Raw genomic sequence first — 25,479 nt, forward strand, 5'->3', positions numbered from 1 at the left:
GCCTGGCACACCAAGAAAAAGCACTCAGATGAGTGCTTTCAAATGCCATTAAATTTTTAGGAAATATCCGGTCAATTTCTTGAATTTCTTCATTCGTTAAATGGACTTCCAGTGTTTTCAGATTATGCAAGACTTGTTCTTCCCTTTTTGCTCCCGGAATGATGACGTCAATGGCTTCACGGGTTGAACCGGAAGTTGCTGAGATCAATCGAGACTAGCAGCAGATCCTTAACTGGCTCCAGATTGGGTCCACGAAGATATGCGCGGCGTTTTGTCGGGAAACGAAGCCCTTCGATCTCAATGAAGTCGTAGACATATTGCGCCGCTGGAAAGCCCCCTGAAACATTGACATGGTAGTCGTGCCTGCGTAGTAGTAAATCATCGCCAAAGTAGAAGTCTTGCTCCTTGCTATGACTGGCGACGTGTTCGGGAAAGCGCACACGCAAACCGTGCCAGAGCTCGTTGCCCTCTTGCAATGGGGGGATTTCGCTGACCTCGAATCCTGGCATGACCATGAAAAAAGGCGTTGTCAGGTATGTCCACATTGCGTACCCATTGAAATATGCTCGATGAAGCGGGTCCCACGGTGTGTTCATCGTATGGTTAGCAAACAAGGTCCTAGGATCGTATTTCTCGCGGACGGTTTCCCCAGAGAGGGTCTCAATCGCGATACGATCGGGCGTAAAGGCAGTACGCCAATCCGGTTGACCAAAGGGAGTAACAGATGCGATTTCCGAATGTAGCGCGACTGTCATCTCACGAGGATTGGAATCTTGTACGAGCCCTTTCATTGCCCATAAACCGCCACCGGTGACGACCGTGGCAGTCAGTGAACTAAATTTTTCCCATCGGTCAATTCCGCCGTGCGCGTCAATAATTTTTGCCAGTAGGTTGTTCATATTCTCCTCCTTAAGTTGAAAGATGATTCGATAATGAAAAAGAGCTTTAATAAATCACCTCATATTTACTTTACAATCATTACACCACAATGCGCATGCTGGACCACTTTATGGCTTACACTTCCCACGAGCAGCTCTGAAAAGAGGCTAAGTCCCCTGCTGCCCATTACGATCAGGTCGTAATCTCCTTCTTTTGCCTTCTTGCATATCATTTCTGCAGGATCTCCAATATGGTATTCGCTATTATATTGTATAGAAGACCCTGAAAGGACTTGTGCGGATTCCTCTAAAATCCTCCTAACTTCCTCTACTTGCAATTGTTCACTATCCACTCCGTAAGCAACTGTATTGATATTGTTACTAGGAATGATATGAAGAAGCGTTATACGGGCATTTATCCCAACGTTTTGCGCCAACCAATTAGCCGATTTCAATGCATGTTTGGAGTGTTCGGACCCGTCAACTGGAACCAAAAACCGTTCATACATGTTCTCACTCTCCTTTTTTTATAATAAAACCCATGACGGTGATTATTGTGAAGAAACTTTAGAATTTCCAACAAATTTTTTGGTTGTTTCGGCCACACGTTTTCCAAGGGCCCTTCCTAAAGCAAGATCATTTTGATTAAGGATGTTGTCAGATTCATCAACCGGACATGTAATTCCAACCCCATAATAGGAGCCATAGGTGGCATTTTCCGGAATGTTTCCGGGTAATCCGACAATGATCATTCCTTGATGCAGCATCGGAGTAATCAAGTTTAACATGGTGGCTTCTACTCCGCCATGAGTGGTAGCCGTGGTACAAAATACAGCGCCTATTTTCCCTACTAATTTCCCGTGGGCCCACAGATAACCTAATTTATCTATCCAGGTTTTTAAACCTGCACTTATCGTTCCAAAGTGTCCCGGGCATCCCCAAATAATGGCGTCCATATCTTCAAGGTCTTTTACGTTTGCATTATTGACATGATTTATATATACTTCCGCACCGTTGACACTTTTTGCCCCTTCGGAAATGGCCTCCGCTAATGCTTGGGTATGTCCGTTATCACTGTCAAATACTACAGATATTTTCATTGTTGTATCTCCTCCGTTAAATTGAGTAATTGATTTTAGTAATTCATTTAGGAATTGTGCTGGAACCTTCGAATAGCATCCCGATAAATTTAATCATCCATGGGCTCATCTGCCTCTGGGATTTTTCCATTTTTGATTACCGTTCTAAGAACCTCACGAAATTCCCTATCGTTCATAATTCTGTCCCCATGTTCCAGCGAAGCTTTTGGATGTAAAGTCCCTCGTTTGATTTCTTGGATAGCCTTGCGGAAATCAAAATCAGCATTCTTTTCAGCATAGCTTAAAGTTGTCCGTTGGTTAGACGTTTCAGTACCAGGTACTGTTTCAAAACTTGCAGCAGCTTCCTTACTTGATAGCGTTTTTTCATTTTTTGCCTGGTTCTCCTCATCCGTAACTTTAGAATAATAACGATTAAATCTGACTGAATAAATCAATACATAGATAACGATTAGCGCAGCAAACAAATTTAGAATAATCAATGAGAAATTCAAGCTAAAAAATTGAGTCAGCACTCCGACTCCAATAGGAGGAATTATGAATCCGGAGTAGGCGCATAAATAAAATGCCGAAATGACTCGCGGACGTTCTTCCGGTTTCGGCAACTGGCTGGCAAACCTTAAAGCAACTTGAAACGTCCACCCACCGCCAATTGCTTGAATGAATATGCTGGCCCATACCAAAAATAAATTCGCTGTCAGACCAGAAAATACAATGCCCCATGATCCAATAGCAAGTAGTAAGATTCCAAAGCGCATCCGTGAGACTGGATGTCTCGGCCAAGGAACGAACTGAGCCAAAGCCCCTCCTCCAAGAAGCAACAAGACTATAATCCCCGAAAAAGCAAGATTTGAAGTGTGAATGACATTTCTGATGAAAGAAGGTATTAGGGATAACGCAATTCCTTGAATTGTGAAAACAGTAAAGATCGGCAGTGCAACAAATGACCAAAAATGTGAACGAATACTATTAGGCACTCCAAGTGATATCTTAGTCTTAGCCGGTTTCTGCATGAGGGAATCCTCATGCTTAGGAAGAGTTTCCAGAATTACTAAAGAAGTAATTAACATTACAAGTAAAAACCAGTATGGTACTCTAAGCGGCTGCAGATGTAAATATTGCAAAATTAAACCAGCAATAGCTGGACCTAGGCCAAATCCGATGAGTACCGTTGCTCCTGATAACTTGATAGCTGTACTTACTTTATTAGGAGAGATTTGTTTTATTAAAAATGCAGCGGCAGTACCTGTAAAAGAGCCATATGCAATACCTTCCAATATTCTTGCAGCATAGAGCATCCAAACATCAAAACTGCCTAGAAAGAGCAACGTAGAGGCAATAGAAATCCATATACTGCTGCGAAGCACCCTCTTCAATCCCCAGGCGCTCCCTTTAGCTCCTACAACTAACAAGGTCGGCAGTAGGATAGCGGCATAAACGGCAAACAAAATCGTAATTTGCAGACTATTCATTTGATAATGTTCACTGTACAAAGGAAATAACGGTGTAATAAATGTTGCACAGCAGGACATTATAAGATAAACCCAAAGCATTCTTTTCATTTTAGAAAATTCCTACTTTCTCAATTTTATTTTACTTACTAATTGGTAAGTTATATTCCTAGAAAAACCGCCTTTTAATTTTTAAAAAAACTGTTTATTTAATTCAGAACTTGGGAATACATTCTTTCCCAATATACGTTTATATTGCAAAGTACCTCTTATACATGGTCCCGCTCATGGATTCAAGAAACGCCATGTTGGTTGATATGAGTATAATATGGATATCAATAAGGAGTGTTATACATGGATAACATAACCTTTTTTCCGGAATAAGTTTTAGTGCCAGGCCTAAAATTTGTGTTTTTCGATTTCCACCACTGTATTTTAACTTACTAGTAGGTAAGTGTCAAGAGTTGATATGCACCCATGTAACCAAATGCTCCATATATTCCACTCAAATCATTATAGATCATTCCATAAAGTTTCAATAAATACGCACATTTAATTTTAAAAGGAGCAAATTACGCTAATTCAACTATTGTAGCAACAGCTTGACCGCCGCCAATGCAAAGTGTGGCTAAACCAGTTTTGGCATTTCTGCGTTTCATTTCATGGATCAAGGTAACAAGAATACGGGCTCCGCTGGCACCAATTGGGTGTCCAAGGGCAATTGCACCTCCGTTAACATTTAAAATTTCATCTTTAAAGCCTAATTCTTTTCCTACTGCAAGGGCTTGGGAAGCAAATGCTTCATTCGCTTCGATTAAATCAATATCTTCGATTGAAATTGCTGCTTTTTCCAATGCCTTTTTCACTGCTGGTACTGGGCCAACGCCCATAATGCTTGGGTCTACCACGGCATTTGCAGTTCTTTAATCGTAACTAATGGCTGAAGACCCAATTAGGTGACATGTGTGTGTGCAAAGGTCATGCAGGTCTCTGGATTTGGAATATGTTTTTTCTTAAGGGGGGGGTGAGGCACATAAATAAGGTCCTGTGTTATACACAAGCCCTTTCGATTATCCAGTTGTGGGATCGACGCTCCGCCGACCCACACCCAATACCCAATAAATAAATACAATTTGCTTCGTATTCTTTGAAACGTACATTTGTATTAATTAGGTTAATTATTGCATATAAGGGAATATAATTAGCCTTTGCTCCAGATGAGTAAAGGCTTTTTTTGACGAATTTCTTCTATTATATATTGTTACAATTTCGTACTCCCTAACTAACTTAGAACATCTACACAGAATTAAAATTTCGGCATTGCCTCAACAGCATTAGCCAAGTCACTATAGGAATCTTTTATATATCGTGCTGTGGTTGAAATGTTACTATGACCGGCAAGTCTTCTCACTTTTTCAATGTTATTATTGGTTGATTTTAACATCCATTTGCAAAAGGTATGCCTGAACATATGTGGAGTAAGCTTTTTCTGGGGCAAACTGTAACTTTCAATCATATTCTGGATGCCTCGAACAGTAAAATGTGGGGACCGCTGGCTATAGAACACATATTTCGACTCTTCTACATGCTCTTTCTTGTTTGACATTTCTGCTCTAAAAATTAACCAGTCGTACAGTTCCTGCCACAAGGTATTGGACTTAGGCACCGTCCGCAGTTTTCGCCCTTTCCCTAAAATTCGAATTCGCTTTAACTCCATGTCTAGAGTAAATTGGAGAGTTCATCCACCCTCAAACCAGCATACGTCAACAAATAAATAATCGCTCGATCTCTCTTTATAGACATATTAAAAGGGCGGTCATCCGCTCATTTCAAAAATGAAACAAATAAACGCCCTATTAATCTCGTAAACTCACTCGATTACTCTGTCAATTATTAGCTGTAGAGGTATATACATCTCCACTTTTTCTTTCTTATGTTGCTTTACTTTCTTGCTTTTTGATTTCTTTCTTTTAATAACTGATGGATCAGGAACTCTAACGTATTTCCGAATATCGCCTATAATATCCGTTATAAAATCTCTGTCACGGTATCCAGCACTTAACAAATAAGCAAAAATCTGTTCATCGGATGCATTACGGTTCATAATCTCGTCAGCAATCCACTTTCGAAGATGCCCTTCCATGTCATCAGACATTGCTTTAAACGGAATACCATTAATTTTTAATCGAAAGTGTTTTTTCCCATTCGGAGTATTAACTGCTTCACTTAAAAAATGCAGTTCAACTCCAAGACTCGGGTCACCTATAAATGGCTTCCTCTGCTTCTTTTTAGTCTCAAGTGAATGTTCTTTTCGATTTAAAACGCTCAAATTTTCGTCCGTATTATTCAAACCATTACCGTCTACATGGTTATAGGAATAACGTATAAAACTATTCTTCTTTTTTGGAAATCAAGTGTAAAAACCCATTCTTTTTGCTAATTCTCCCTGTGATAGGCAAAGATAGGCTCGTACAACCCTAATTGTTGTTGCTGTTACCAATAATCTTCACCCCCTTCCTTTCTAAAGAAATAATCCGACCAAAAACCTGAAAAGTATCTCTCTGATGGAATATTTCTTTGATTATCACTACACCCTTTTTATCCGACCCCAATGAGCAACCGTTTCGGTTTTTAGGAAAAAAAATAAAAAAAAACGCAACCTAAATGGCTGCACCTGCAATTGTTTGATCGTTTCCTTTTCGTGAAATTTCCTCAATATAAATAACGCCATTTTCTTTCGCTTTATGATGAAATGGAGAAAATAGAATAGGTTACATTTGGCATAGGTCGTCAGCTTTTTCATTTCCTTTAATGTCCATGATGAGCTTTGTCGGCATGTTACACGGAGAGCCTGCACTGCAAACGATTTTGATTCAAGATTAAGCTCAGCACAATGAGACTATAAGAAGTCTATCTGTGCTGAGGTGCAGCATGATAAAAATAAAAACAACGACAAAAAAGCGCCATATAGGCGCTTTTCTACCATCTTTTAATTTTCAACTCATTCTGCATCCATAAATGGATAGGCAATTTCTGTAGTTGGAGCAAAATTTTCTTTGATAACACGAGGACTTGTCCAACGAATCATGTTAAATACAGAACCTGCTTTATCGTTTGTACCAGAACCACGAGAACCGCCAAATGGTTGCTGATTAATCATCGCGGCAGTTGGTTTATCATTGATATACAAGTTTCCGGCAGCGCCAGATAAGCGGCGTTCCATGTGAACAATTGCTTGACGATCTTGTGCAAAGATAGCACCTGTTAAAGCATACATAGAAGCTGTATCAGCAGCATCCAATGTTTCTTCTAATTTATCATTTTCATATACATAGATTGTTAATACTGGTCCAAAAATTTCTTCTACCATTGTTTTGAAGTTTGGATTTGATGTTACAATGATTGTCGGTTGAACGAAATATCCAACAGAATCATCATAAGTACCACCAGCAATAATTTCTGCTTCTTCAGAAGCTGCAGCATAATCGATATAGCTTGTAATCGAATCAAAAGCAGGTTTATCAATTACCGCACCCATGAAGTTTGTAAAGTCGCGGACATCCCCTACTTTAAGCTTCGCAGTCTCTTCCAATAAACCAGCTTTTACTTCTTCCCACATGCTAGCTGGAATGTAAGCGCGAGAAGCTGCTGAACATTTTTGACCTTGGTATTCAAATCCACCACGAACAAGGTTTGCTACTACTTTGTCTGCTTGAGCACTTTCGTGAGCAAATACAAAGTCTTTACCACCTGTTTCCCCAACTAAACGAGGATAAGATTTATAGTTTGCAATGTTTTCTCCTACTGTTTTCCAAATTGTATGGAACGTGCTTGTAGATCCAGTAAAGTGGAATCCAGCCATACGAGAGTCTGTTAATACTACTTCAGATACTTGTGAACCACGAGAAGGAACAAAGTTGATTACGCCTTTTGGTAATCCTGCTTCTTCTAAAATACGCATAAAGTAGTAGTTTGCTAGAATAGAAGTTGTCGCTGGTTTCCAAACGACTACGTTCCCCATCATAGCAGGAGCTGATGGTAGGTTCCCACCAATTGCTGTGAAGTTAAATGGAGAAATGGCCAATACAAAACCATCTAATGCACGGTAATCTAAACGATTCCAAACATTCTTCATACTTTCCGGCTGAATTTGATAGATTTGATTCGCAAAATCAACGCCAAAACGTAAGAAATCTGCTAATTCTTGTGCAGAATCAATTTCAGCTTGAATAGCTGTTTTGGACTGTCCTAACATCGTAGCAGCATTTATTACGGCACGGTATGGACCAGAGATTAAATCAGCAGCTTTTAAGAAAATAGCTGCACGATGTTCCCATGGCGTATTTTCCCATGATACTTTCGCAGCCATTGCCGCTTCTACAGCATCACGCAACTCTTTTTCCCCAGCTTGCGAATAGTTTGCTAGCACATGCTGATGATCATGCGGCATAACCACTTGCTTTACTGTATCTGTCTTAATATTTTCTCCATTTATAATTACAGGGATATCGACAACGATATCAGATTGGCGTTTTAATTCTACTTTTAATGTTTCCCGTTCTTTTGTGCCTGGAGCATACGTATTGCCTGGCTCATTCTTAGGTGTCGGGATTTTGAAAATTCCGTTACTCATCCTTGATGTTCCTCCCTGTTTTAAATCTATTTGCATCAGCTATTATAACGTATTTCGACATAGAATACTAGGTATTTACATATCTCTCGTCCATTCATCGAAAAAAACATCGCTCGGCTTATGCCAATAAGGAACCCTTCGCAGTAATACCCTGGTTGTCTCCCCAACACCGGGCTTATCAATAGAGGCATTATAGGCAGAAAATGAACGTTTACGAATGGAAAATGCTTATTTAAAAAAGTTGAATGCCTTAGTTCAAAACAAGGAAAAATCACCAAACAAGACAAAGCGCAAGTAATCTATGAATTAAGGCATAAATTTCCGGTGATAGCACTTATACAGCTCGCAGAGATTCCACGTAGTACGTATTACTATTGGGTGAGAAATTTAGGCCGTCCTGATCCAGACGCAGAGTTAAAAGAATTGATCCAAACCATTTATGACGAACATGAAGGTCGTTTTGGCTACCGTCGTATTCGCGATGAACTTAGAAATCGTGGACGTAAGGTAAACCACAAAAAAGTACAGCGTATCATGAAAGAATTAGGGCTAAAATGTCTTGTCCGTATGAAAAAATATCGCTCTTACAAGGGTACAGTTGGTAAAATTGCACCCAATATTTTAGATCGAAATTTCAAAGCTGATAAACCAAATGAGAAATGGGTTACAGATATTACAGAGTTTAATTTATTTGGGGAAAAGCTATATTTATCGCCGATTTTAGACTTATTTAATGGGGAAATCATTACATATACAATCGGTTCTAGGCCAACCTTCTCACTCGTTTCTAGGATGTTAAATCAAGCTTTTGAACGTTTGACAGATGAGGACAAACTCCTTATTCATTCAGATCAAGGTTGGCATTACCAAATGAAACAATACCGAAATGCCCTTAGTGAACGTAAAATAACGCAAAGCATGTCACGTAAAGGGAACTGTTACGATAACGCCGTTATGGAAAATTTCTTTGGGATCTTGAAATCTGAACTTCTTTATCTAAAGGAATTTGAAAGTGTAGAACACTTTAAGAATGAACTAGCGGAATATATTGACTACTATAATCAAAAACGAATAAAGGCAAAATTAAAAGGCATGAGCCCAGTACAATACCGAACTCATGCCCAACTAGCTGCCTAATGAAATAACCGTGTCTAACTTTTCGGGGTCACTTTACTTTTGTAAAACATATCGGCTCTCCTTGTTTTTTTGATACAGCTTTATTGTTCAGCAAATTGGTCCATAATAGCGTCGCCGGATTGAAAATAATGGATTAGGTGATAGGTCCGTTTAGGACGAAATCACCTTTTTTGAGGCCTTGGCCGTTTTAAACCAGGTTGTTGACTGCCCAGGCAACGGCTGTTGTGGGATGGTCCCCTATTCTGCTTCTTCTGTTTGAGTTAGTTTAAAACAACATTTTTCGACTTCTTACCAAAAAGACAAAATCTTTATTAATTCTCGAAATAGTTTCTTTTAACAATCTATTTTTTCATTTATTGTAAAACAGGCTCTTCTTCTATATTCAATACTTCTTCTAAATTGTTTTCACGAGCACGTTTAAGAATATCAAGGCGTACATTCATCTGTTTTTTCGCAAACTCCAACATGTCATTATTATCAATTCCAAAAGTTTTAACACCACTTTGAATGTGTTCGTCTGGGTTTTTACCATTTGTAATTGACCCTATGCACAATGGCATCAGTTCATTTATTCTGTTAGTTATTACATTATAAATGTGGTCACCTTGTTCTTTAATTAATCGCTGCAGTAAATATGTACCATAACTAATGTGACGTGATTCATCCATTTTTAAAAGACTGATACCTTCTAACAACCCAGGTAATTTTCCCAATTTCCCGACACCCGAATAAAAAGCATGGTATCCTGTTTCAGCCATTATACCTTCCACAACCATATTGTAGGTTGTTGATGCTATTGCTTGTGCTTCAGGTGACTGATCATGTACTAGCCTTTCCATTGCTGCTGGTAGTTCTTCATAAAATATTTTCTTATAAGCCTCATTATGATACCGTGATAAATCTTCTTTCGAACCAACAACTTCTTCCAGGAAGCGTGTGAAAAATTCTAAATGCTTAGCTTCTTCAAATAAAAATGTAGTTAAATACATCTCCTCTTCTAAGCGTCCTTCTTTTGCAATCGTCATAACTAACGGGAGTAGGTCAATCGTAACGGCTTCTTCTCCACCGGCAAATTGTGCAATTTGTATTATAATATTCTTTTTCTCAGCTTCTGTCAAAGTTTCCCAATCAAGCCTATCTTGACTGAAATCAATATCTTCTGGATTCCAAATACCAAATTTTTTTGCTTTTACATAGAGCTTATATGGAAATAGCTCAGTATTAAGACGACTTTTACTAACTGATTGTACTTTATTACGCATAATAGATTCCCCCAATGAATTAAATGAATGAACAATCATTCATTTTTACCTTTATTAACTTCATCATTCATATTTCAAGTGTCTATTACACTAAAACAATGAATGAATAACTAATTAGATAAAATGAATTACCATTCATTCTAAAATAATTTTAATATATCTTTATAACATTTTCAACAATTATATTTTTAAAAATTTTCGTAAAAATCCTACTTCTTTTTCCATACAGATTCGTAAGGATTTGAAGTTATCGCTCCCACCCTGTTCACATCGTAAGTGTGACTTTCACCTTATACGGTGTTCCAAGAGCTTGCTGAACTGATAATGAAATAAGTAATCATTCTAGAATTTAAAGTTAAAAAACAATTATTCCACTATAAATCTTTTTATAGCATATAACAATTGAAATTAACGAGTAGATGTCGTACGTCTCGACAATCGGCATTGATTACATAAAAAATCAGTATGTCATTTACGTACAGATGGTGGATTTTTCAACTGTGGGTAAAACGGAAGGTGGAAGTAAAGCAACAGATTCCCCCAACATATGGGTGGGTAAAGCAAAAGGCTCTACATTTGCTTTAGCGTGGAATAATTTGTACAATAGCACGCAGCAAAAGACGCATTTCGGGCAAATATCGGCAGTGGTGTTCTCGCAGAAAGCACTACAAAAGAATTTAAATCAAATAATGGATACTTTTGAACGTTTTTCTGAAGCTCGGCTTACTCCTTGGATATATACAACAACTGAACCGATGGATTAACTTTTCTCTATCACGCCGATGTTTCCTATGTCACCCCTTATGACGAAACTGAACTTTCCACAAAGTAATTACAGGCAGCATTCCTTTATCCGTCCGGTGAAGTTGGTCGAGTTAGCGGCACTATATTCAGAACCGAGTACCACAATTATTCTACCGACGCTTTCAATTGATAAGAACAACTGGAAAAAGACCTGAAGAAAATGCCTGAGCTGAAGGTTAGCGGAGCGACTTTTTTACATCGGAAGCAACAGTCGCGCAGGATTTCTATGGATGATTTACACAGAATAAGATGGATGGAGGAGCATACAGTTCGTACTCCACTGGCTTTGTATGATAACCCCCAAAAAATCACAGCGCTTCTTCCCTATGAGAATCCAAATGTCAAGGTGACACCTGAGTTACGAGAAAAGGGAGACCCTGTATATAATCTTCACATAAAAGTTCATGCTACTGTGACGCAGTTGAATGTTCAGATGACAACAAAACAACTTAAAGCAGAAGCTACGGCAAAAATCGAGGATGAGATTCGCTCAACGTTTGCGACAGGGCTGAAAAATAATGTTGACGTGTATCACTTAGAAGAGAAAATGTTTCGTAGTCTCTATGGTGACTGGAAGCAGTGACACGGAAAAATGCATTTCCACTTACGAACAAGTCTCTTGGAAACATCCAAGTGGAGGTTGAGATTAGAGATTCAGGGAAATAAAAGTTAACTTTATAAAGGAAGTTATTGTCTAACTTAGGTGCCTAGTGTATGGGTAACCAATCACGAAAATATCAATAATTTATAAATGGTGTTAAAATCGTTTTTTCTTCAACGCCTGCCTCTCTAGTTCCTCTAGCTTTTTTAAGAAGTCATTCTCAGCCTCTAAAAATTTGATTCTGGCTTCAGCCTTTTTAAGCTTTTCTTCTACAGATAATTCCTTTGAGGATGGTGGTCCACTAGCCGCCTTTCCGTATACTTCTTTCCACATCCGTGACAAAATCTGCTCTTGCAGGTGAAACAGACTTACACAGGCTCTGGAACACCCTCCGTACATCCCTTGCATTCATATAGTGCATAACCCAGATCCCGGCTTCCGCACTTTATTGCTTTCAGCACTGTTTCTTCAATGCTCTTCCGAACTGATTCATTTAAGGCTTCGGCATGCATCTCCCAGAAACCGTGAAAGTGATCCTTTAGTATTTGTTTAATTGTCCCTTTCTTTTTAACCGATTTCTGGCTTCCCATACCGCTCTCCCTCCATTTTCCATTTTACACCGCTTATCCACAGTTCGTCATCGCGCATAAATTCCTATACAATTAAAAAATTGCGTGAGTACGCCGACGCCAACAATCGGAAAAATAAATCCAGACAAGAATTTGTGTTTTTCTGTTTTCCAATTTCACATTGAACTTACTAGTTGATAAGTTATCAAGCGCCCTTAACCTCTCTACATTTCCCATACTACCATCAGGATTCCCTGACACCCATCGGTGGTTCATTCGAGGTCATAGCTGAAGGCTCGCCACCTCATCCATCATTTGCCGCAAGGAAGCTGCATACTCCGTGCCGAATTGGTGTTCGAATTCAACCTGGGCGCGATCCCATCCCGCTCTTCCCAGCTCGATACGCTTGAGCCCTTCGTCGGTGATCGACACGATTCTGGCTCGCCGATCGGCTTCACTCACTTGAATCGTGATCAGGCCGTCACGCTCCAGCGGCCGAAGATTGTGCCCGATTGTGGCACGGTCCATAGTCATAAGTTCGGCGAGCTCCATCATCGTCTTCGGACCCCGGTGGTTGAGATGGCCCAAGATGGAGTACTGCGTAACGCGCAACCCCGACTCAGACAAGCAGGCGTCGTAGAAGCGCGTGATATGGCGCGCCGCGCGCCTTAACTTCGTACAGTTACAAAGTCCTGGGATATCATCGATTGTGGCCATTACATCTAATCCTCCCTAACGCTGCCAGATGGTTACCGGACACTTATTTTTGCCCGTAAGCTTTACGCTGCATCATTTATTTTCTCATTACTATTAAACACACTGATCAAATAAAAATAGAGGCCTGTTCCAAAAACGGCTGTGATTATTCCCATGTCAATGAGAGAAGGTCTTCTGCCAGTTTTCTGGCTGATCATGCCGCCAAGTATACATGTAATGATCAAAATTGAATTAATGATCATTAATACGATTGTAGCTGGTTTCCCCGGAATTTTCAAATGGGCTTTAAGGTAACTTTCCAAATAGAACCAGTATGTGCTGCGCAGTGTGTGCAAAACGAATACCTTTTACGAAAATTGGTAAAATACATGTAGAGTAAGTTTTGTCAGGAGGGCCTAACTGTGAAATGGTTAAAGAAATGGCTGTTCAAGAAACCGGTAATTCTAGATCCGACACATGAGTTTGATGATAACGGGTACGGCAACCTATCCTCCGACTTAGAACATAATGAGGCATTATTAAAAAACATATTCCAAAACTGTTCGGATATTGTATACCATAAAATTGCTCGGGCCGGAAACATTCAATGGCTTGTAGTTTACCTGGAAAGCTTAGTTGACGAGAAGCTACTTGATGACCATGTACTTAAACCGCTGATAGCCAAAGGTTCGAAACAAAATGTCAATCACGAGAAGTGATAGCGGAAGAAGATTGTGGTAAGACCTATCATTGGAAAAACATAAGTAAGCTTATTGAGAAGTTCTGCAGAATTTCGTATAACCCCAAGCCGAACCTAGAATACATAAGAGTGTAACCGGTGTAACGACTCCCCGATATTCCCGAATTTCGAAAAGCTGGGGTTTGCCCCCTTAGTCGGCTCCCCAAAAAGCAACCTGCCTTTATTTGAGGTTATTTGGTGGAACCAAGGGGGATCGAACCCTGAATTTGGAGTTCAACTGAACCTGAAGTTGCTGAAATCAATCGAGACTAGCAGCAGATCCTTGACTGGCTCGAGATTGGGTCCACGCACATATGCGCGGCGTTTTGTCGGGAAACGAAGCCCTTCGATCTCAACGAAGTCGTAGACATAGTGAGCCGCTGGAAAGCCACCTGAGACATCGACATGGTAATCGTGCCTGCGCAGCAGCAAGTCATCGCCAAAGTAGAAGTCTTCCTCCTTGCTATGACTGGCGACGTATTCGGGAAAGCGCACACGCAAACCGTGCCAGAGCTCGTTGCCCTCTTGCCAGGGCGGGATTTCGCTGACCTCGAATCCTGGCATGACCATGAAAAAAGGTGTTGTCAGGTACATCCACAATGCGTACCCGTTGAAATATGCTCGATGAAGCGGGTCCCATGGTGTGTTCATCGTGTGGTTAGCAAACGATGTCCTGGGATCGTCTCGCTCACGTACGGTTTCCCCAGAGAGGGTCTCAATCGCAATACGATCGGGCGTAAAGTCAGTACGCCAATCCGGTTGACCATAAGGAGTAACAGAAGCGAATACCGAATGGAGCGCGACTGTCATCTCACGAGGATTGGGATCTTGTACGAGTCCTTTCATTGCCCATAATCCGCCACCGGTGACGATCGTGGCAGTCAGTGAACTAAATTTTTTCCAACGGTCAATTCCGCCGTTCGCGTCTATGACTTTTGCTAATAGGTTGTTCATATGCCCCTCCTTAAGTGGTCGTAATTTATCAACACAGGTAGAAATAAGGTTGTATCGTTCCCTATTATGAGAAGGAGATGCGGGCATATTCATGCCCGCGGGAGCAGCTTTGTATTGTTTCGATTCAATTAGCTCCTTTTAATAATCCGAGTTTGGATAAAAATAGGACGAATCGATCTTGCCTTGAAGCCTTACTTTAAGGAGACTGGAAAAGTGCAACGCACCTCCCAGCGGCCGTTTATGAATTGTGATTTGAACATTAGCATTGTCTTTATTGCGCGTTAAAATCGTAATCCCCCTAATATCGACGCCGGACTCGCATTCTTTATTTTTAATCTAATGACATGTTCGGTTATCTACTCTAAAAGTGTTAAGACCAACGAGGGACGTCTATTTTATTACAATTATTGAGGTTATAGAAGGTATAAGTGTTCTCGGTTTATGGCACACGAGCAACGCCTGTGTTCTGGGCAGCTTCAGCAACTGCCGCCGCCACGCAGGCTGCGACCCGCTGGTCGAACGGAACCGGAACCACATAGTTTGCGTTCAATTCAACGGGGTCGACTAATTCAGCAATCACCCTCGCTGCGGCAATCTTCATCGCCTCGTTGATCTCGGATGCTTTGGCGTCCAATGCACCGCGGAATATGCCGGGGAAAGCAAGCACATTATTAATTTGATTCGGATAATCGGAGCGGCCGGTACCCACGACTTTGGCTCCCGCTTCGTACGCCGTCTCCGGTAAAATTTCCGGTTCGGGATTAGCCATGGCAAAAATGATCGGATCCGTTGCCATCGAGCGTATCATGTCCGCAGTTAACGCCCCCGCCACCGAAACGCCGATGAACACGTCCGCACCTACTATAACTTGCTCCAGTGGGCCTCTCATCAATTCCCGGTTCGTCATGCAGGCGATCTCGCTTTTGATGGCGTTCATGCCTTCCGTCCGCCCCTCGTAGATGGTTCCTTTCGTATCGCAAACAATCAGTTGATCCACACCTACATGAAGAAGAAGCTTGGCAATGGCTATTCCAGCAGCACCGGAGCCGTTTATCACTATCCGCAGCCCCTCCAGTTTCTTATTTACGACTTTGGCTGCATTGATCAAGCCGGCTAGTGTGACGATTGCAGTACCATGCTGGTCGTCGTGAAAAACAGGGATATTCAGTTCCTTTTTAAGCCGTTCTTCAATTAAAAAGCAGGAGGGTGCCGCAATATCCTCGAGGTTGATGCCGCCGAAGGACGGCTCTAGCAACTTGACCGTTTCCACAATCTTGTCGACATCCGAAGTATTTAAGCATATGGGAAATGCGTCGATCCCGGCAAACTGCTTGAACAAAACCGCTTTTCCTTCCATAACCGGCAGTGAAGCGTGCGGACCGATGGCTCCGAGTCCCAGGACTGCCGTACCGTCGGTAACAACCGCCACCGTATTACCTTTATTGGTATATTCGTATACCTTATCTTCCATTTTATAAATCTCTCTGCACGGCTCGGCTACGCCGGGGGAATAAGCGAGGCTTAAATCCTTGGCGTTTAAAACCGGGACTTTGGAGACAACACCAAGCTTGCCCTTGAAGTGGCGATGCAGCTCCAACGCTTCCTCTCGTAAAGACATACTGTCCTCCCACCCTCATCCAAATATGTTTATCTTGTCAATTTACCCTTGAGCTTCCTTACGTCAAAGGCGAGGAATCGGCAGCCTTACTGCCGATTGAGCAAATGCGTCTGGAACCATTCCAGGGCTGCGCTGCTTGATAGATCGAAATATTGCGTGTACGGGTCAAAATGTCCTCCCGGTATCAGCACCAGTTTTTTAGGCTCCAGTGCTTGTTCATATGCAGCAAGCGACAAATCGGTAGGCGTAATAAAATCGTTTTTTGCAACCAACATTAACAGCGGCGTAGGACTAATATTGGCAATAAAAGCTCCTGGCTCATAACCTCTTGATAATTCAATTGAACGCAACGTAACTTTGTTAATGAATTTCTCTGAGCCTTTCGTATAGAATTCAACCGCATCCTTCGATTTATAGACGCTATTTTCAAATTCTCCGCCCGTAACGACCGAATAATAAACGGGACTTTCGCCGCGTTGCCTGTTTAGTCTATCTTCGGCAAACGAGGACAACAACTCTGTGAGCGCCTCTCCGTTCACTCTTCTTAGAGCAATTTTCGAGCCGCTGATTGTCGGCACTTGAGATACGACGCATTTTACTCGTTTATCGGTCGCACCTACTACTAGAACATGCCCCCCACTGTAGCTCGTACCCCAAATTCCGATGGAATCTCTATCGATTTCCGGACGCGAGCTGGCGTATGTTATGACATGCCGGTAGTCCTCGGTTTGCTGCCACGGATCGATTTCGTGCCTTGGAGTGCCTTCGCTGTCTCCAAAATTCCGATGATCGAACAGCACGACTGCAAATCCGTTCGCGGCAAATTTCTCAGCGTACGGCTCCAAATACATCTCCTTCAGTCCCGCATATCCATGCGCCATCACAATGGCCGGTTTTTGCTTATTCTCGCCGGCTTGCGGCAAATACAGCCAACCTCTAAGGACGGTTCCTTCCGCATTAATTTCCACATCTTCTCTTGTAAAAGCCGATTGTTTATTCATAGCACTTCCGCTCCTTTTTACGTTTGATTCGGAGGCGCGGGCAAATAGGAAACTTGCTGCATCGCATTTTTTGCTTTCGCAAGTCCCCTGGATATTGCCCGCAGCAATCTCTTATAAAAACAGATAAAAAAATTGAATTTGGTTAAAAATAAGACGAAGCGATTTTTGCTCTAGTGGGATTGGTTGATCGAGAAATTGGCACTTCGTTCCTTCTTACTTGCCTTTAAACGGAAATGCAGGTCGCGGTTTGCCTGCTTTAAACGCTTCGACCGAGACTGATAAAGCAAGTTTTACATCCTCACTTTCAAACAATGGGAGCCCTAATTCCAGCACTGCCTGATCCGCGGCGGAAAGGCCGCCTTTCGCCCAGATTCGCAATAAGGCTTTGTGTACCCCGTGGGCGCGTGTCGGGCCTTTGGCCAATTTCTCGACAAAGTTCATCGCCTCATCGAACAATTTGTCGTCCGTCACAACCCGGTTTATCACGCCGTGATTCTCCATAACCTTCGCAGGAACCTGCTCGGAAGTAAACGCCCATTCGATAGCCTTCTGTCTCCCCGCGCGTTCCGCGACACGGTAAACACCTCCAAGTACCGTAATAATACCAAGAGTTTGCTCGGGGTGGCCGAAGCGTGCGGTTTCTCCCGCAAAGATGACATCCGCCCGAACGGCGAGCTCGAGTCCGCCGCCGAAACATAGCCCTTGTACCGCAGCGACAGTCGGGATCGACAGCGACTCAAACCGGTTGAAGGTCACCAAATACCGCTCCAGCAAGGTGCGCAGCTCGTGCGCCGTCATGTCCGGCCAAGGTACAATGTCTCCTCCGAAGCTGAAATCCGGACCTTCCGCACGTATAAGCAAGGCGCGCGCATCGCTGTTTCCTATGGTATCGAGAGCTTCGTCGAATTCCTCTATCATTCGAGGTGAAAGACGGTTCTGCGGTGGATTGTTCAGCGTAATGACAGCGATCTGATTCTCTATCTTATAAGTTAGGTGTGCCATCCCGTTATTCTCCTTTCTCGGAATAAAAGTACGACGGATCGATCTCACCGTGAAGGCTATCTCTTAGCACGGCAGAAAACTTCAATGCGCCTCCCAGTGGGCGATGATGAATCGCGATATGAGCGATAGCTTGATTTTCGTTGCGAGTAAGCACGGTGATGCCCTTGAGCAGAACGCCGCCAAATGCTTGCGCTTCCCATTCTTTATACTCCTGCAGACCTGAAGTCGCGCTCCTCGTAAACGTCAAGCTTTCGTAAATTTTGCTGGCTGCTCCCAAGACCTTCCCAACGTTTTCCCGACCGGTGATCGAGGCGTTCAAGACTGCGGCCTCGAACACAACATCTTCTGCGAAGGCTTCGCCGAATGCGGCTTCAGACTTTTGGGCAAATGCGTTTTCCCAGTCATTCTTAATCGATTTGTTCATAGCGATCACTCCCAATCAAGTTTTTGAAGATATTGGTTTAAATGTTGCGCAACGGCTTCCGCATGTTCCACATGAGACCAGTGGCCACCACCGGCGATATCTTTCTCGGTAACGCGGCTAAACCGCGACACGATGCCTGCAACCATCTCTTGGGTGACGAACGGGTCATCCATCCCCCGCATAATCAGAGCCGGACGTGTAAATTGACTTGGTGAATGGCCGTCGGGATGACCTTCGTTCCACGCATCGACGAGAGCGGCGACAACGTCCGGTCTAACATGTACGCTTAACCCGCAAAGCAGGTCCAATTTGTCGTCCGTAAGCCCGGGAGAAAATTGCCTGCGCACCGCCATCTCGATCTCGGGGTGCTCGCCGAGCTGCTTTAAAGGAGCCACCACTTCAGCCGGAGCCTTGACCCCTCCGAGCGGGACAGGCGTAAGCAGCACCAATCCTCGAGCAAGTTCCGGATGCAATCGAGTGACGAGCTCTGCGATTTGCGCTCCCATGCTTTGCCCCACAATGACAAAGGGTTTGCCAATCTCTTCGATGACGGAAGCAACATCTGCGGCATAGCGATCAAGAGATATTTCTCCTTCTACAGCCGTTAGCGCCCCCATCCCAGGTAAATCAAGGTAGACTTTTTGCAAATCTTTTTCCGCAATTAAGGCGACGACATCGTTCCAAACCGCGCTGGCGTCCATAAAGCCATGCACAAAAATAATGGCGCGAGAACCGTTGCCGGACGTCGTAAAAGGAATGGTTGCTTTCTGATAATTCAATCGGTTCATGTCTTCTTTCCTCCTGTGTGAGCATAATAATCGCAAAACGGGAGCATGTCCGTCACGTGACTCATGTTCATAGCCATCTGACTGCGTAGGAATAAACATAGTCATCTTATAGTCTTATATGCCCATATTCGCGGTCCAGATTCCCGTCATCAGCACGAAAACCTGCAGGAAATTCCGGCCGCTTTCGCCTTTTAACAGTTCTTGAATCGGAACGCTGCGTTTCTTTGTTTTGTGCCCCTTTTGTCCTTCAAACCTTGCTTTTCATTCGTTCGGCTCTTTGGTGCACGGATGTTCCCGAATGAGAGGCTCGTCATGAGTGCAATCAGTTGTGTACGCCGATTTTCGGGCTTAAAGCTATCCAGGCAGACGGAACAAACAAGAAGCTTCTACTGCTTATCGACAAGGTTTATCGCCGGGCAATTTGGAGCATATACAGGTTATGCAGAACGCTGGAACTACTCCTCCATAACGCTGCCGGAAGGTGACCAGTTCTTCTGATTGATAGCCGCCCAATCGGTGGGCCGGCCGTCGAGGCGATGCATACGCGAGCCCTCGCGACTCTTAAGAACTTCAGGATCCAATGGCGTCATGAACACATTTTCAACGAGGGTGTATTCAGCGGCGAGGCGACCTACTGGCGCAAGAGCTGCCGTATCCACATGGCCTTTCTCATGGTCGTAAACGTCATCACGGATATGATAGCGGACGACACGGCCCCAAATGACATGATCCTCGAATTCGCCAACCGTAAACACTCGTTCGAGCTTGCATTCCATGGATACGGGCGTGAGCGCGACTCGCGGTGGTTTCACGACGACGCTGGGTGCTTTTTCAAGCCCAACGGCTTCGAACTCGTCGACCTCCGACGCGTGCTCAAACGCCGATCTGTGCATCTTGTCAGCGAGGGGCATCGTGACAAGATTGAAGACGAATTCCCCCGTATCGCGGATGTTCACGTATGTATCCTTCAGCGTGCCGTCCGAACGGTGTTGAATGGTAATCGACAGCATCGGGGGCTTTCGACCGACGACCGTGAAGAAGGAGATCGGTGCAATATTGGCGATGCCGTCCGCGGAAAGCGTGCTGATCCAGCCAATCGGCCTCGGGACAACCGTCGCGTTCAAGAGTTTGTAATTGCGGGCTGCGTCAAGCTCGTCTGCATTTAGAATCATAAGACTACCTCCGATTTAAGTTTGGGTGTGGGCTGATCCTCAGCCGCACAGAAATGCAATGCATCGACTGCATTTCGAAAGCGTTTGCAAAACTTCAAAAAAACAATGCCACCCTTGTTCGCTCAATGGTGAATAGCATGTCTCCGTATCGCACCGTTATCGCAAGGTGTTCTTGGTAACACCGTGCTTCCGGACGACTAAAATGCGATAGCTCCGGCGCCCTCTATTCACGTTAAATCACTTCCAAGTTTGACATAATACCATTATAGTCTTATATGCCCCTATTTTCAAGTGGGAGGAACCAATTTCCTTCGGCGCGACGCGCCTGCACAAAGCTCCAATATCCCAAGCCTTGAATTTCAAGATGTCTTGCGCTAACAGTGCTTCTTAAAAGACGCCATCAATTAAAGATCAACAAGAAGAAAGTCTACCGTCTATGCAAGCAAATGGATGTGCATCGTCCACAGCGGAAACTAAAGCTAAAGCATCCTAAGTTTCATCTTTTTATGACCGCCATTGTGCAAACGAAGATCCCTTTTAATTATGCTTTGGCAGCATTTGCTGAACCCCAAAGCGAACCAGGGTTTACTCGATTTGGATAAAGATTAAGCATTGCATTGTATAAATCTAAAACGTTGTCTGTTTCTTTATCCAAACGAATAAAGTCTAACAGATATTGTTTAGTTTCATCCAATATTTTGGGGTTATTATCATTTTCGGGGACTTTGTGACCCGCAATAACAAATTTGGGATTTAGTTCTTTCAAGCGATCGATCGCTTGGATCCATTCAAGTCGAGAACTCTCTGTTGTTTCAGTTAGATATTGATGGATTCCGTTGTAAGCAGCATCACCAGCCACTAGTAATTCAATATCCGAAATCCATAATGATGTTGTATTTGCCGTATCCGTAAATCCAGCTTCAATGATTTCCAACCCATGTTCTTCAAGTTCAAAAGAATTTGAATCGATCACATCGGGAAAAACTTGGGGTTGAGGAATTTGATTAGGGAATAATTTACCCCAAAAACTTTCAATATATTGTGGAGATCCTTGTTCATAACTTTTCTCAACAGATCCTTTCGTTGCTATTGCTTTAACATGTGGAAATTCCTCTTTTAATTGCTTGATTCCAAAGAAATGATCCCCGTGTCCGTGCGTGATATAAATGTATTTAAGGTTACGATCATAAGACTTTATCCAATCAACCAATTTTTGGTTTTGTTCAGTAGTGGTAAAAGTATCCACCAGCACCGCGTCTTTTTCTCCATAAATGAGAGTGGCTGTATTGGAAACCCATTGAAGTTCTTCTTTTCCTTTTGGTAGGTTTCTTGTGACACCTGCACGTTTTATGCATAATTCAGCGAATTGTAAGTTTGACATTCTAACCATCCTTAAATTTTATTTTTATTATAGGCAACCCCATGAAAGTCTGAACACCCATCCGCTCCCAATAAATAGTAGCAGTCAGTGAAGGAAAAAAGGAGTAATCTCATATAGAATATGATGACTTTCTTTTTAGTGCATTTCTAACTTTAATTTGATAGTATCTAAACCTCCCTTATTAGTTAGTGTGATTCTTCCTTTGCAGCATACGGGGCATCGACTAATAAACTGAAAGCGTATGCAATTTTATTATAGTCTCATATGCCACTAATTTCAAGTAGGAGAAAAACTTGGGTCACAAGCCGGATTTTCGTACGATCAGTAACTTCCGTAAAGATCATCTGGAATTACTGCCGGGCCTGTTTAAGCAAGTTGTCCAAATTGCGATGAAGCTTGGCTATGCTTCCCACGGACACGTAAGCACCTATGGCTCGGAGGTGATAGCCAAAGCATCGAAACATAAGGACTTGATCACAGGGTTGCTGCTCTAATCCAACACATAAGTCTTAACATTAATTAAATAGCTGTTTTCCGGTTCTGGTGCAAAAACTCCGAGGATAATTGCAATTAATCTCTAAAGCTCGGCGTTAGCGTTGCCCGCCGCGTCCTTGACCGCTTGGTCGCTCTGGACGCGCCTATAAAGGTTTTTGTGATTACTCTAGATTACTATGCCGGCCAAACGCTTGCGAATGGTCTACTTCATTCAATTTGCCATACTCCAGGCAGATGACGTCAAATAAAATATGAACACTTTGGTCAAACAGCGAGCCAAGCGGCTGTATGGTTTTCAATTCATTTTCACGCCGATACTTGGTTGCAGCTGGTACATGTAAGATAGGATTGGCGGTCGCAGCCAAGGCTGACTCAGGATTTGTGGTTACCGCAATCACAGGGCAACCCAGTGAATGTGTTTTTTCAGCTGTCCAAACCACACTTTTCGTTGTTCCAGAACCGGAAACCGCCACCAAAAGGTCCCCTTGTTCAATCGATGGTGTAATGGTTTCTCCGAAGTAACATAGCAGAAAAGATTTTCCCATGCTTAATAGACAAAACCACTCGTAAAAAATCCTTCCAATGTAATTCGATTAAATCCCAGTCGATCGTATCACTAAAAAGAGAATCGATGTGCTTATATTTCATATCAGGGCTAGGTCGAAAGAAAGTGAGCTGTTTGAAATTCCGAATTCTAGGCATCAGTTTAATACCCAGCAGATGAGATAAGCCAAATACAGGCGTAGATTGGCCTTGTGTGTCGGCATGAATAGTGTCTGGTTGCATCTCCGACTCGTTTTTCAGCAAACCATCAAGGATATAAACGGCTTCCCATACCCCGCAGGGGATGAAACTTTCCAGAAATAAGCGTAATAAAAGTACAGCTGCAATTACATAAAATGGAGCTTTAATCTCAATAATTAGATTAGGGAGGTTTTAAGCATATGAATTTAAGTTGGATCCTTGGGCTAATAATTTTATCTCAACAAGTGAATATGCCAGGAAGTTTAGTGATTACTAACAACAGTCATACTATTTCAGTTGTCAACCGTACTAACTTTTCGATGCACTTGCCTGTATTACCCATTATAGATCAAAAAAAGCTAAAAAAATTTATGGACCGAATAGACCAGCATGTTACCCAAAATCCTAAAAATGCAATTATAGATAAAAACGGTCTTATTATACCAGAACAAGTCGGTTACTGTTTAAACCGCCAAGTTTTCGCAGAAAATATTTTTTCTTATTATTTTAATAATGGTTCATATGAATTAGAAGTCCCCTTACTAGCTATTTATCCCAGGATCGACAGTGAATTACTTGGAAATATTAAAAGCGAAAAAATTGGGGAATATATAACATTCTTCAATTCCAATAACAAAGAAAGAAACAATAACATTTATCTTGCTGCAAAAGCCATTAATAATTATGTTCTTTTTCCAGGTGAAATATTTTCCTTTAATAAAGTGGTTGGAGAAAGAACAGCAGGAAAAGGATATATGCCTGCTACTGTAATCGTTAAAGGGGAACTTTCAGAAGACTATGGTGGTGGAATTTGTCAAGTATCATCTACCCTTTTTAATGCAGTTGATAATGCTGGTTTAAATGTTGTTCAGCGTAGCTCACACAGTAAAGTGGTTTCATACGTTCCGCCAAAGCGGGATGCCACTGTTAGTTGGAATGGACCTGACTTAATATTTAAAAATGAATACAATCAACCTATACTCATTATTGCAAAATCGATAGAAAACAAATTAAAGATTGAAATCTATTCTTCTGATGTAATTACCTATACACCTAAGAAAGTTCCATATCTTCCTTTTGAAAAACATCCCCAAAAGTAAATATATACTTTGGGGATTTTCTTTTCCATCATGAAAGGATGGGCATTTTCAATTTTCGTTAACCCGCCCCTAAAGTACAACAAGAAAAAAAGGATTTGCCGCAGCAACCTACCCTTCTTGATACAGATAGGTAAGGGTTTGAAGTTATCGCTCCCCTTTTCCCCCCGTCCACACCGTACAAGCGGCTTTCACCGCATACGGCGTTCCAACTATACCAATCCACTTTAACCATAACTGTTCAGTATTGTGATACTTAATGTGTTTCATTTCTTCCGTTTCAATAAGTCGGTGCCTCCCGCGGGAGGTGAACCTCTTTTAGTCATACGAGAACCTTATTAACCGATAAAGAATTGCCTTGCCTTGCATGATTAAAGGAATCTTCAATAGTCTTGTGGCTATCCCTCCATGTTGTTTAGACATTTCATCGGTACTGTGCCACTACTTTCACTGATATAAAGAAAAGTTATACGGCAACTATTATCATTATCGCTTTTCTTTTCAACGCTTCGTCGGGAGTAAGCCCTCCACGTTATCAACTTACAATGTTGAATTATATCTATTATAGAATGAACTTAGGTGCTTCCTTTAATCCTGTTAGCCGTTCATATGCCTGTAACATATCATGGACTTTCATATGAGTTATTTTTACTCATCCACTGCTAACCTCACGCTGTGGTGATATACACATTTCTATGTATTGTGCTTGTAGACCCGTACATTCAGAAGTTCGTCAGCTTAACCTTTTATTGTAGGTTTATTCGCATTCTCACCATATTCATTCAACTCAAGCACCATGAATTACACCACTCCATCGAGTAGGCTTTCGTCAGCCGAACTGGTACGGTAATTTCTCACGCCTTTTCACCGAGCTTATAACACTATCATTCTTACTAATTCCAGTGCTATTCGACTAAGAGAGAACCCTTCAGGGCG

At 42.3% G+C, this 25,479-nt stretch carries 26 protein-coding genes and 5 pseudogenes; 6 read left to right on the plus strand and 25 right to left on the minus strand.

Annotation, left to right across the window (positions count from 1 at the left end; all coding sequences use genetic code 11):
* From ABES02_RS01205 to ABES02_RS01250, 10 genes and pseudogenes are all read right to left on the minus strand, one after another.
* Positions 1-208, minus strand: a pseudogene (locus ABES02_RS01205) (hypothetical protein); the annotation flags it as partial.
* The gene (locus tag ABES02_RS01210) at positions 177-899 is read right to left on the minus strand and encodes a hypothetical protein (RefSeq protein WP_430129724.1); all 723 of its coding nucleotides are present in this window, start codon (positions 897-899) and stop codon (positions 177-179) included. The gene ABES02_RS01210 and the pseudogene ABES02_RS01205, both read right to left, overlap by 32 nt.
* Positions 900-964: 65 nt before the next feature.
* Positions 965-1,387: a universal stress protein gene (locus ABES02_RS01215; RefSeq protein ID WP_430129727.1), complete on the minus strand. Its 423-nt coding sequence runs from the start codon at positions 1,385-1,387 to the stop codon at positions 965-967.
* A 42-nt stretch (positions 1,388-1,429) separates the two neighbouring features.
* The gene (locus tag ABES02_RS01220; RefSeq protein ID WP_430129730.1) at positions 1,430-1,978 is read right to left on the minus strand and encodes an NAD(P)H-dependent oxidoreductase; all 549 of its coding nucleotides are present in this window, start codon (positions 1,976-1,978) and stop codon (positions 1,430-1,432) included.
* An 89-nt stretch (positions 1,979-2,067) separates the two neighbouring features.
* The gene (locus tag ABES02_RS01225; protein WP_430129733.1) at positions 2,068-3,537 is read right to left on the minus strand and encodes an MFS transporter; all 1,470 of its coding nucleotides are present in this window, start codon (positions 3,535-3,537) and stop codon (positions 2,068-2,070) included.
* Positions 3,538-3,998: 461 nt separating this feature from the next.
* A pseudogene (locus ABES02_RS01230) lies at positions 3,999-4,378 on the minus strand (acetyl-CoA C-acyltransferase); the annotation flags it as partial.
* Between the two features lie 354 nt (positions 4,379-4,732).
* A pseudogene (locus tag ABES02_RS01235) lies at positions 4,733-5,220 on the minus strand (tyrosine-type recombinase/integrase); the annotation flags it as partial.
* A 76-nt stretch (positions 5,221-5,296) separates the two neighbouring features.
* Positions 5,297-5,776 carry a hypothetical protein gene (locus ABES02_RS01240; protein WP_430129735.1) on the minus strand — a complete coding sequence of 160 codons (480 nt, stop codon included), beginning with the start codon at positions 5,774-5,776 and terminating at the stop codon, positions 5,297-5,299.
* Positions 5,777-6,427: 651 nt separating this feature from the next.
* A complete protein-coding gene (gene pruA / locus ABES02_RS01245; RefSeq protein WP_218349885.1) occupies positions 6,428-8,059 on the minus strand; it encodes an L-glutamate gamma-semialdehyde dehydrogenase in 1,632 nt (543 codons plus the stop codon).
* A gap of 75 nt (positions 8,060-8,134) precedes the next feature.
* Positions 8,135-8,278 (minus strand): RNA-binding protein, encoded by a 144-nt coding sequence (locus ABES02_RS01250; RefSeq protein WP_218349979.1) that lies wholly within the window; start codon positions 8,276-8,278, stop codon positions 8,135-8,137.
* Here ABES02_RS01250 and ABES02_RS01255 point away from each other — a divergent pair.
* Positions 8,256-9,196 (plus strand): annotated as a pseudogene (locus tag ABES02_RS01255) (IS3 family transposase); the annotation flags it as partial. The gene ABES02_RS01250 and the pseudogene ABES02_RS01255 sit on opposite strands and share 23 nt — an antisense overlap.
* Before the next feature lie 353 nt (positions 9,197-9,549).
* Here the strand turns inward: ABES02_RS01255 and ABES02_RS01260 are convergent.
* Entirely contained in the window at positions 9,550-10,458 is a 909-nt protein-coding gene (locus ABES02_RS01260; RefSeq protein ID WP_218349886.1) for a R2-like ligand-binding oxidase, read from the minus strand.
* A gap of 500 nt (positions 10,459-10,958) precedes the next feature.
* Here ABES02_RS01260 and ABES02_RS01265 point away from each other — a divergent pair, with 500 nt between their 5' ends.
* Entirely contained in the window at positions 10,959-11,222 is a 264-nt protein-coding gene (locus ABES02_RS01265; RefSeq protein ID WP_218349887.1) for a hypothetical protein, read from the plus strand.
* A 200-nt stretch (positions 11,223-11,422) separates the two neighbouring features.
* Positions 11,423-11,845 (plus strand): Ger(x)C family spore germination C-terminal domain-containing protein, encoded by a 423-nt coding sequence (locus ABES02_RS01270; protein WP_218349888.1) that lies wholly within the window; start codon positions 11,423-11,425, stop codon positions 11,843-11,845.
* A gap of 174 nt (positions 11,846-12,019) precedes the next feature.
* On the opposite strand, the gene ABES02_RS01275 is transcribed toward ABES02_RS01270, so the two are convergent.
* The 4 genes from ABES02_RS01275 to ABES02_RS01290 all read right to left on the minus strand — a co-directional run bounded on the left by ABES02_RS01275 (position 12,020) and on the right by ABES02_RS01290 (position 13,484).
* Positions 12,020-12,205, minus strand: coding sequence for a hypothetical protein (locus ABES02_RS01275; protein WP_430129739.1), 186 nt, complete (start codon positions 12,203-12,205; stop codon positions 12,020-12,022).
* A gap of 26 nt (positions 12,206-12,231) precedes the next feature.
* Positions 12,232-12,453: a transposase zinc-binding domain-containing protein gene (locus tag ABES02_RS01280; RefSeq protein WP_218349890.1), complete on the minus strand. Its 222-nt coding sequence runs from the start codon at positions 12,451-12,453 to the stop codon at positions 12,232-12,234.
* 261 nt (positions 12,454-12,714) lie between these two features.
* Positions 12,715-13,149, minus strand: coding sequence for a MarR family winged helix-turn-helix transcriptional regulator (locus tag ABES02_RS01285; protein WP_430129742.1), 435 nt, complete (start codon positions 13,147-13,149; stop codon positions 12,715-12,717).
* A 62-nt stretch (positions 13,150-13,211) separates the two neighbouring features.
* Positions 13,212-13,484, minus strand: a complete 273-nt coding sequence (locus ABES02_RS01290; protein WP_430129745.1) for a hypothetical protein — start codon at positions 13,482-13,484, stop codon at positions 13,212-13,214.
* Between the two features lie 66 nt (positions 13,485-13,550).
* Between ABES02_RS01290 and ABES02_RS01295 the strand changes: the two genes are divergently transcribed.
* A complete protein-coding gene (locus tag ABES02_RS01295; RefSeq protein WP_430129748.1) occupies positions 13,551-13,847 on the plus strand; it encodes a spore germination protein in 297 nt (98 codons plus the stop codon).
* Between the two features lie 254 nt (positions 13,848-14,101).
* Here the strand turns inward: ABES02_RS01295 and ABES02_RS01300 are convergent, their stop codons facing one another.
* The 8 genes from ABES02_RS01300 to ABES02_RS01335 all read right to left on the minus strand — a co-directional run bounded on the left by ABES02_RS01300 (position 14,102) and on the right by ABES02_RS01335 (position 22,207).
* Positions 14,102-14,821, minus strand: coding sequence for a hypothetical protein (locus ABES02_RS01300; RefSeq protein WP_430129751.1), 720 nt, complete (start codon positions 14,819-14,821; stop codon positions 14,102-14,104).
* Between the two features lie 439 nt (positions 14,822-15,260).
* On the minus strand, positions 15,261-16,439 hold the full coding sequence (locus ABES02_RS01305; protein WP_430129754.1) for an NAD(P)-dependent malic enzyme: 1,179 nt from the start codon (positions 16,437-16,439) through the stop codon (positions 15,261-15,263).
* Between the two features lie 86 nt (positions 16,440-16,525).
* Entirely contained in the window at positions 16,526-17,440 is a 915-nt protein-coding gene (locus ABES02_RS01310; protein ID WP_218349896.1) for an alpha/beta hydrolase, read from the minus strand.
* 213 nt (positions 17,441-17,653) lie between these two features.
* A complete protein-coding gene (locus tag ABES02_RS01315) occupies positions 17,654-18,442 on the minus strand; it encodes an enoyl-CoA hydratase/isomerase family protein (protein ID WP_218349897.1) in 789 nt (262 codons plus the stop codon).
* A 4-nt stretch (positions 18,443-18,446) separates the two neighbouring features.
* A complete protein-coding gene (locus tag ABES02_RS01320) occupies positions 18,447-18,866 on the minus strand; it encodes a hypothetical protein (protein WP_218349898.1) in 420 nt (139 codons plus the stop codon).
* A gap of 5 nt (positions 18,867-18,871) precedes the next feature.
* Positions 18,872-19,654: an alpha/beta fold hydrolase gene (locus tag ABES02_RS01325; RefSeq protein WP_430129758.1), complete on the minus strand. Its 783-nt coding sequence runs from the start codon at positions 19,652-19,654 to the stop codon at positions 18,872-18,874.
* 455 nt (positions 19,655-20,109) lie between these two features.
* Positions 20,110-20,826, minus strand: a complete 717-nt coding sequence (locus tag ABES02_RS01330) for a flavin reductase family protein (RefSeq protein ID WP_218349900.1) — start codon at positions 20,824-20,826, stop codon at positions 20,110-20,112.
* A 541-nt stretch (positions 20,827-21,367) separates the two neighbouring features.
* Entirely contained in the window at positions 21,368-22,207 is an 840-nt protein-coding gene (locus tag ABES02_RS01335) for an MBL fold metallo-hydrolase (protein WP_218349901.1), read from the minus strand.
* A 293-nt stretch (positions 22,208-22,500) separates the two neighbouring features.
* Here ABES02_RS01335 and ABES02_RS01340 point away from each other — a divergent pair, with 293 nt between their 5' ends.
* Positions 22,501-22,701, plus strand: coding sequence for a hypothetical protein (locus ABES02_RS01340; protein WP_430129760.1), 201 nt, complete (start codon positions 22,501-22,503; stop codon positions 22,699-22,701).
* A gap of 162 nt (positions 22,702-22,863) precedes the next feature.
* Here ABES02_RS01340 and ABES02_RS01345 read toward each other — a convergent pair whose 3' ends face one another.
* Both ABES02_RS01345 and ABES02_RS01350 read right to left on the minus strand, forming a co-directional pair.
* The gene (locus ABES02_RS01345; protein ID WP_430129763.1) at positions 22,864-23,247 is read right to left on the minus strand and encodes an SIS domain-containing protein; all 384 of its coding nucleotides are present in this window, start codon (positions 23,245-23,247) and stop codon (positions 22,864-22,866) included.
* Positions 23,213-23,554: pseudogene (locus ABES02_RS01350) on the minus strand (Tn3 family transposase); the annotation flags it as partial. The pseudogene ABES02_RS01350 and the gene ABES02_RS01345, both read right to left, overlap by 35 nt.
* Before the next feature lie 92 nt (positions 23,555-23,646).
* On the opposite strand from ABES02_RS01350, the gene ABES02_RS01355 reads away from it, so the two are divergent.
* Entirely contained in the window at positions 23,647-24,546 is a 900-nt protein-coding gene (locus ABES02_RS01355; protein WP_218349903.1) for a VanW family protein, read from the plus strand.
* Positions 24,547-25,479 lie beyond the last annotated feature (933 nt).

It is taken from the genome of Neobacillus pocheonensis (assembly GCF_050477905.1).
GTDB lineage: Bacteria > Bacillota > Bacilli > Bacillales > Cytobacillaceae > Neobacillus > Neobacillus pocheonensis_A.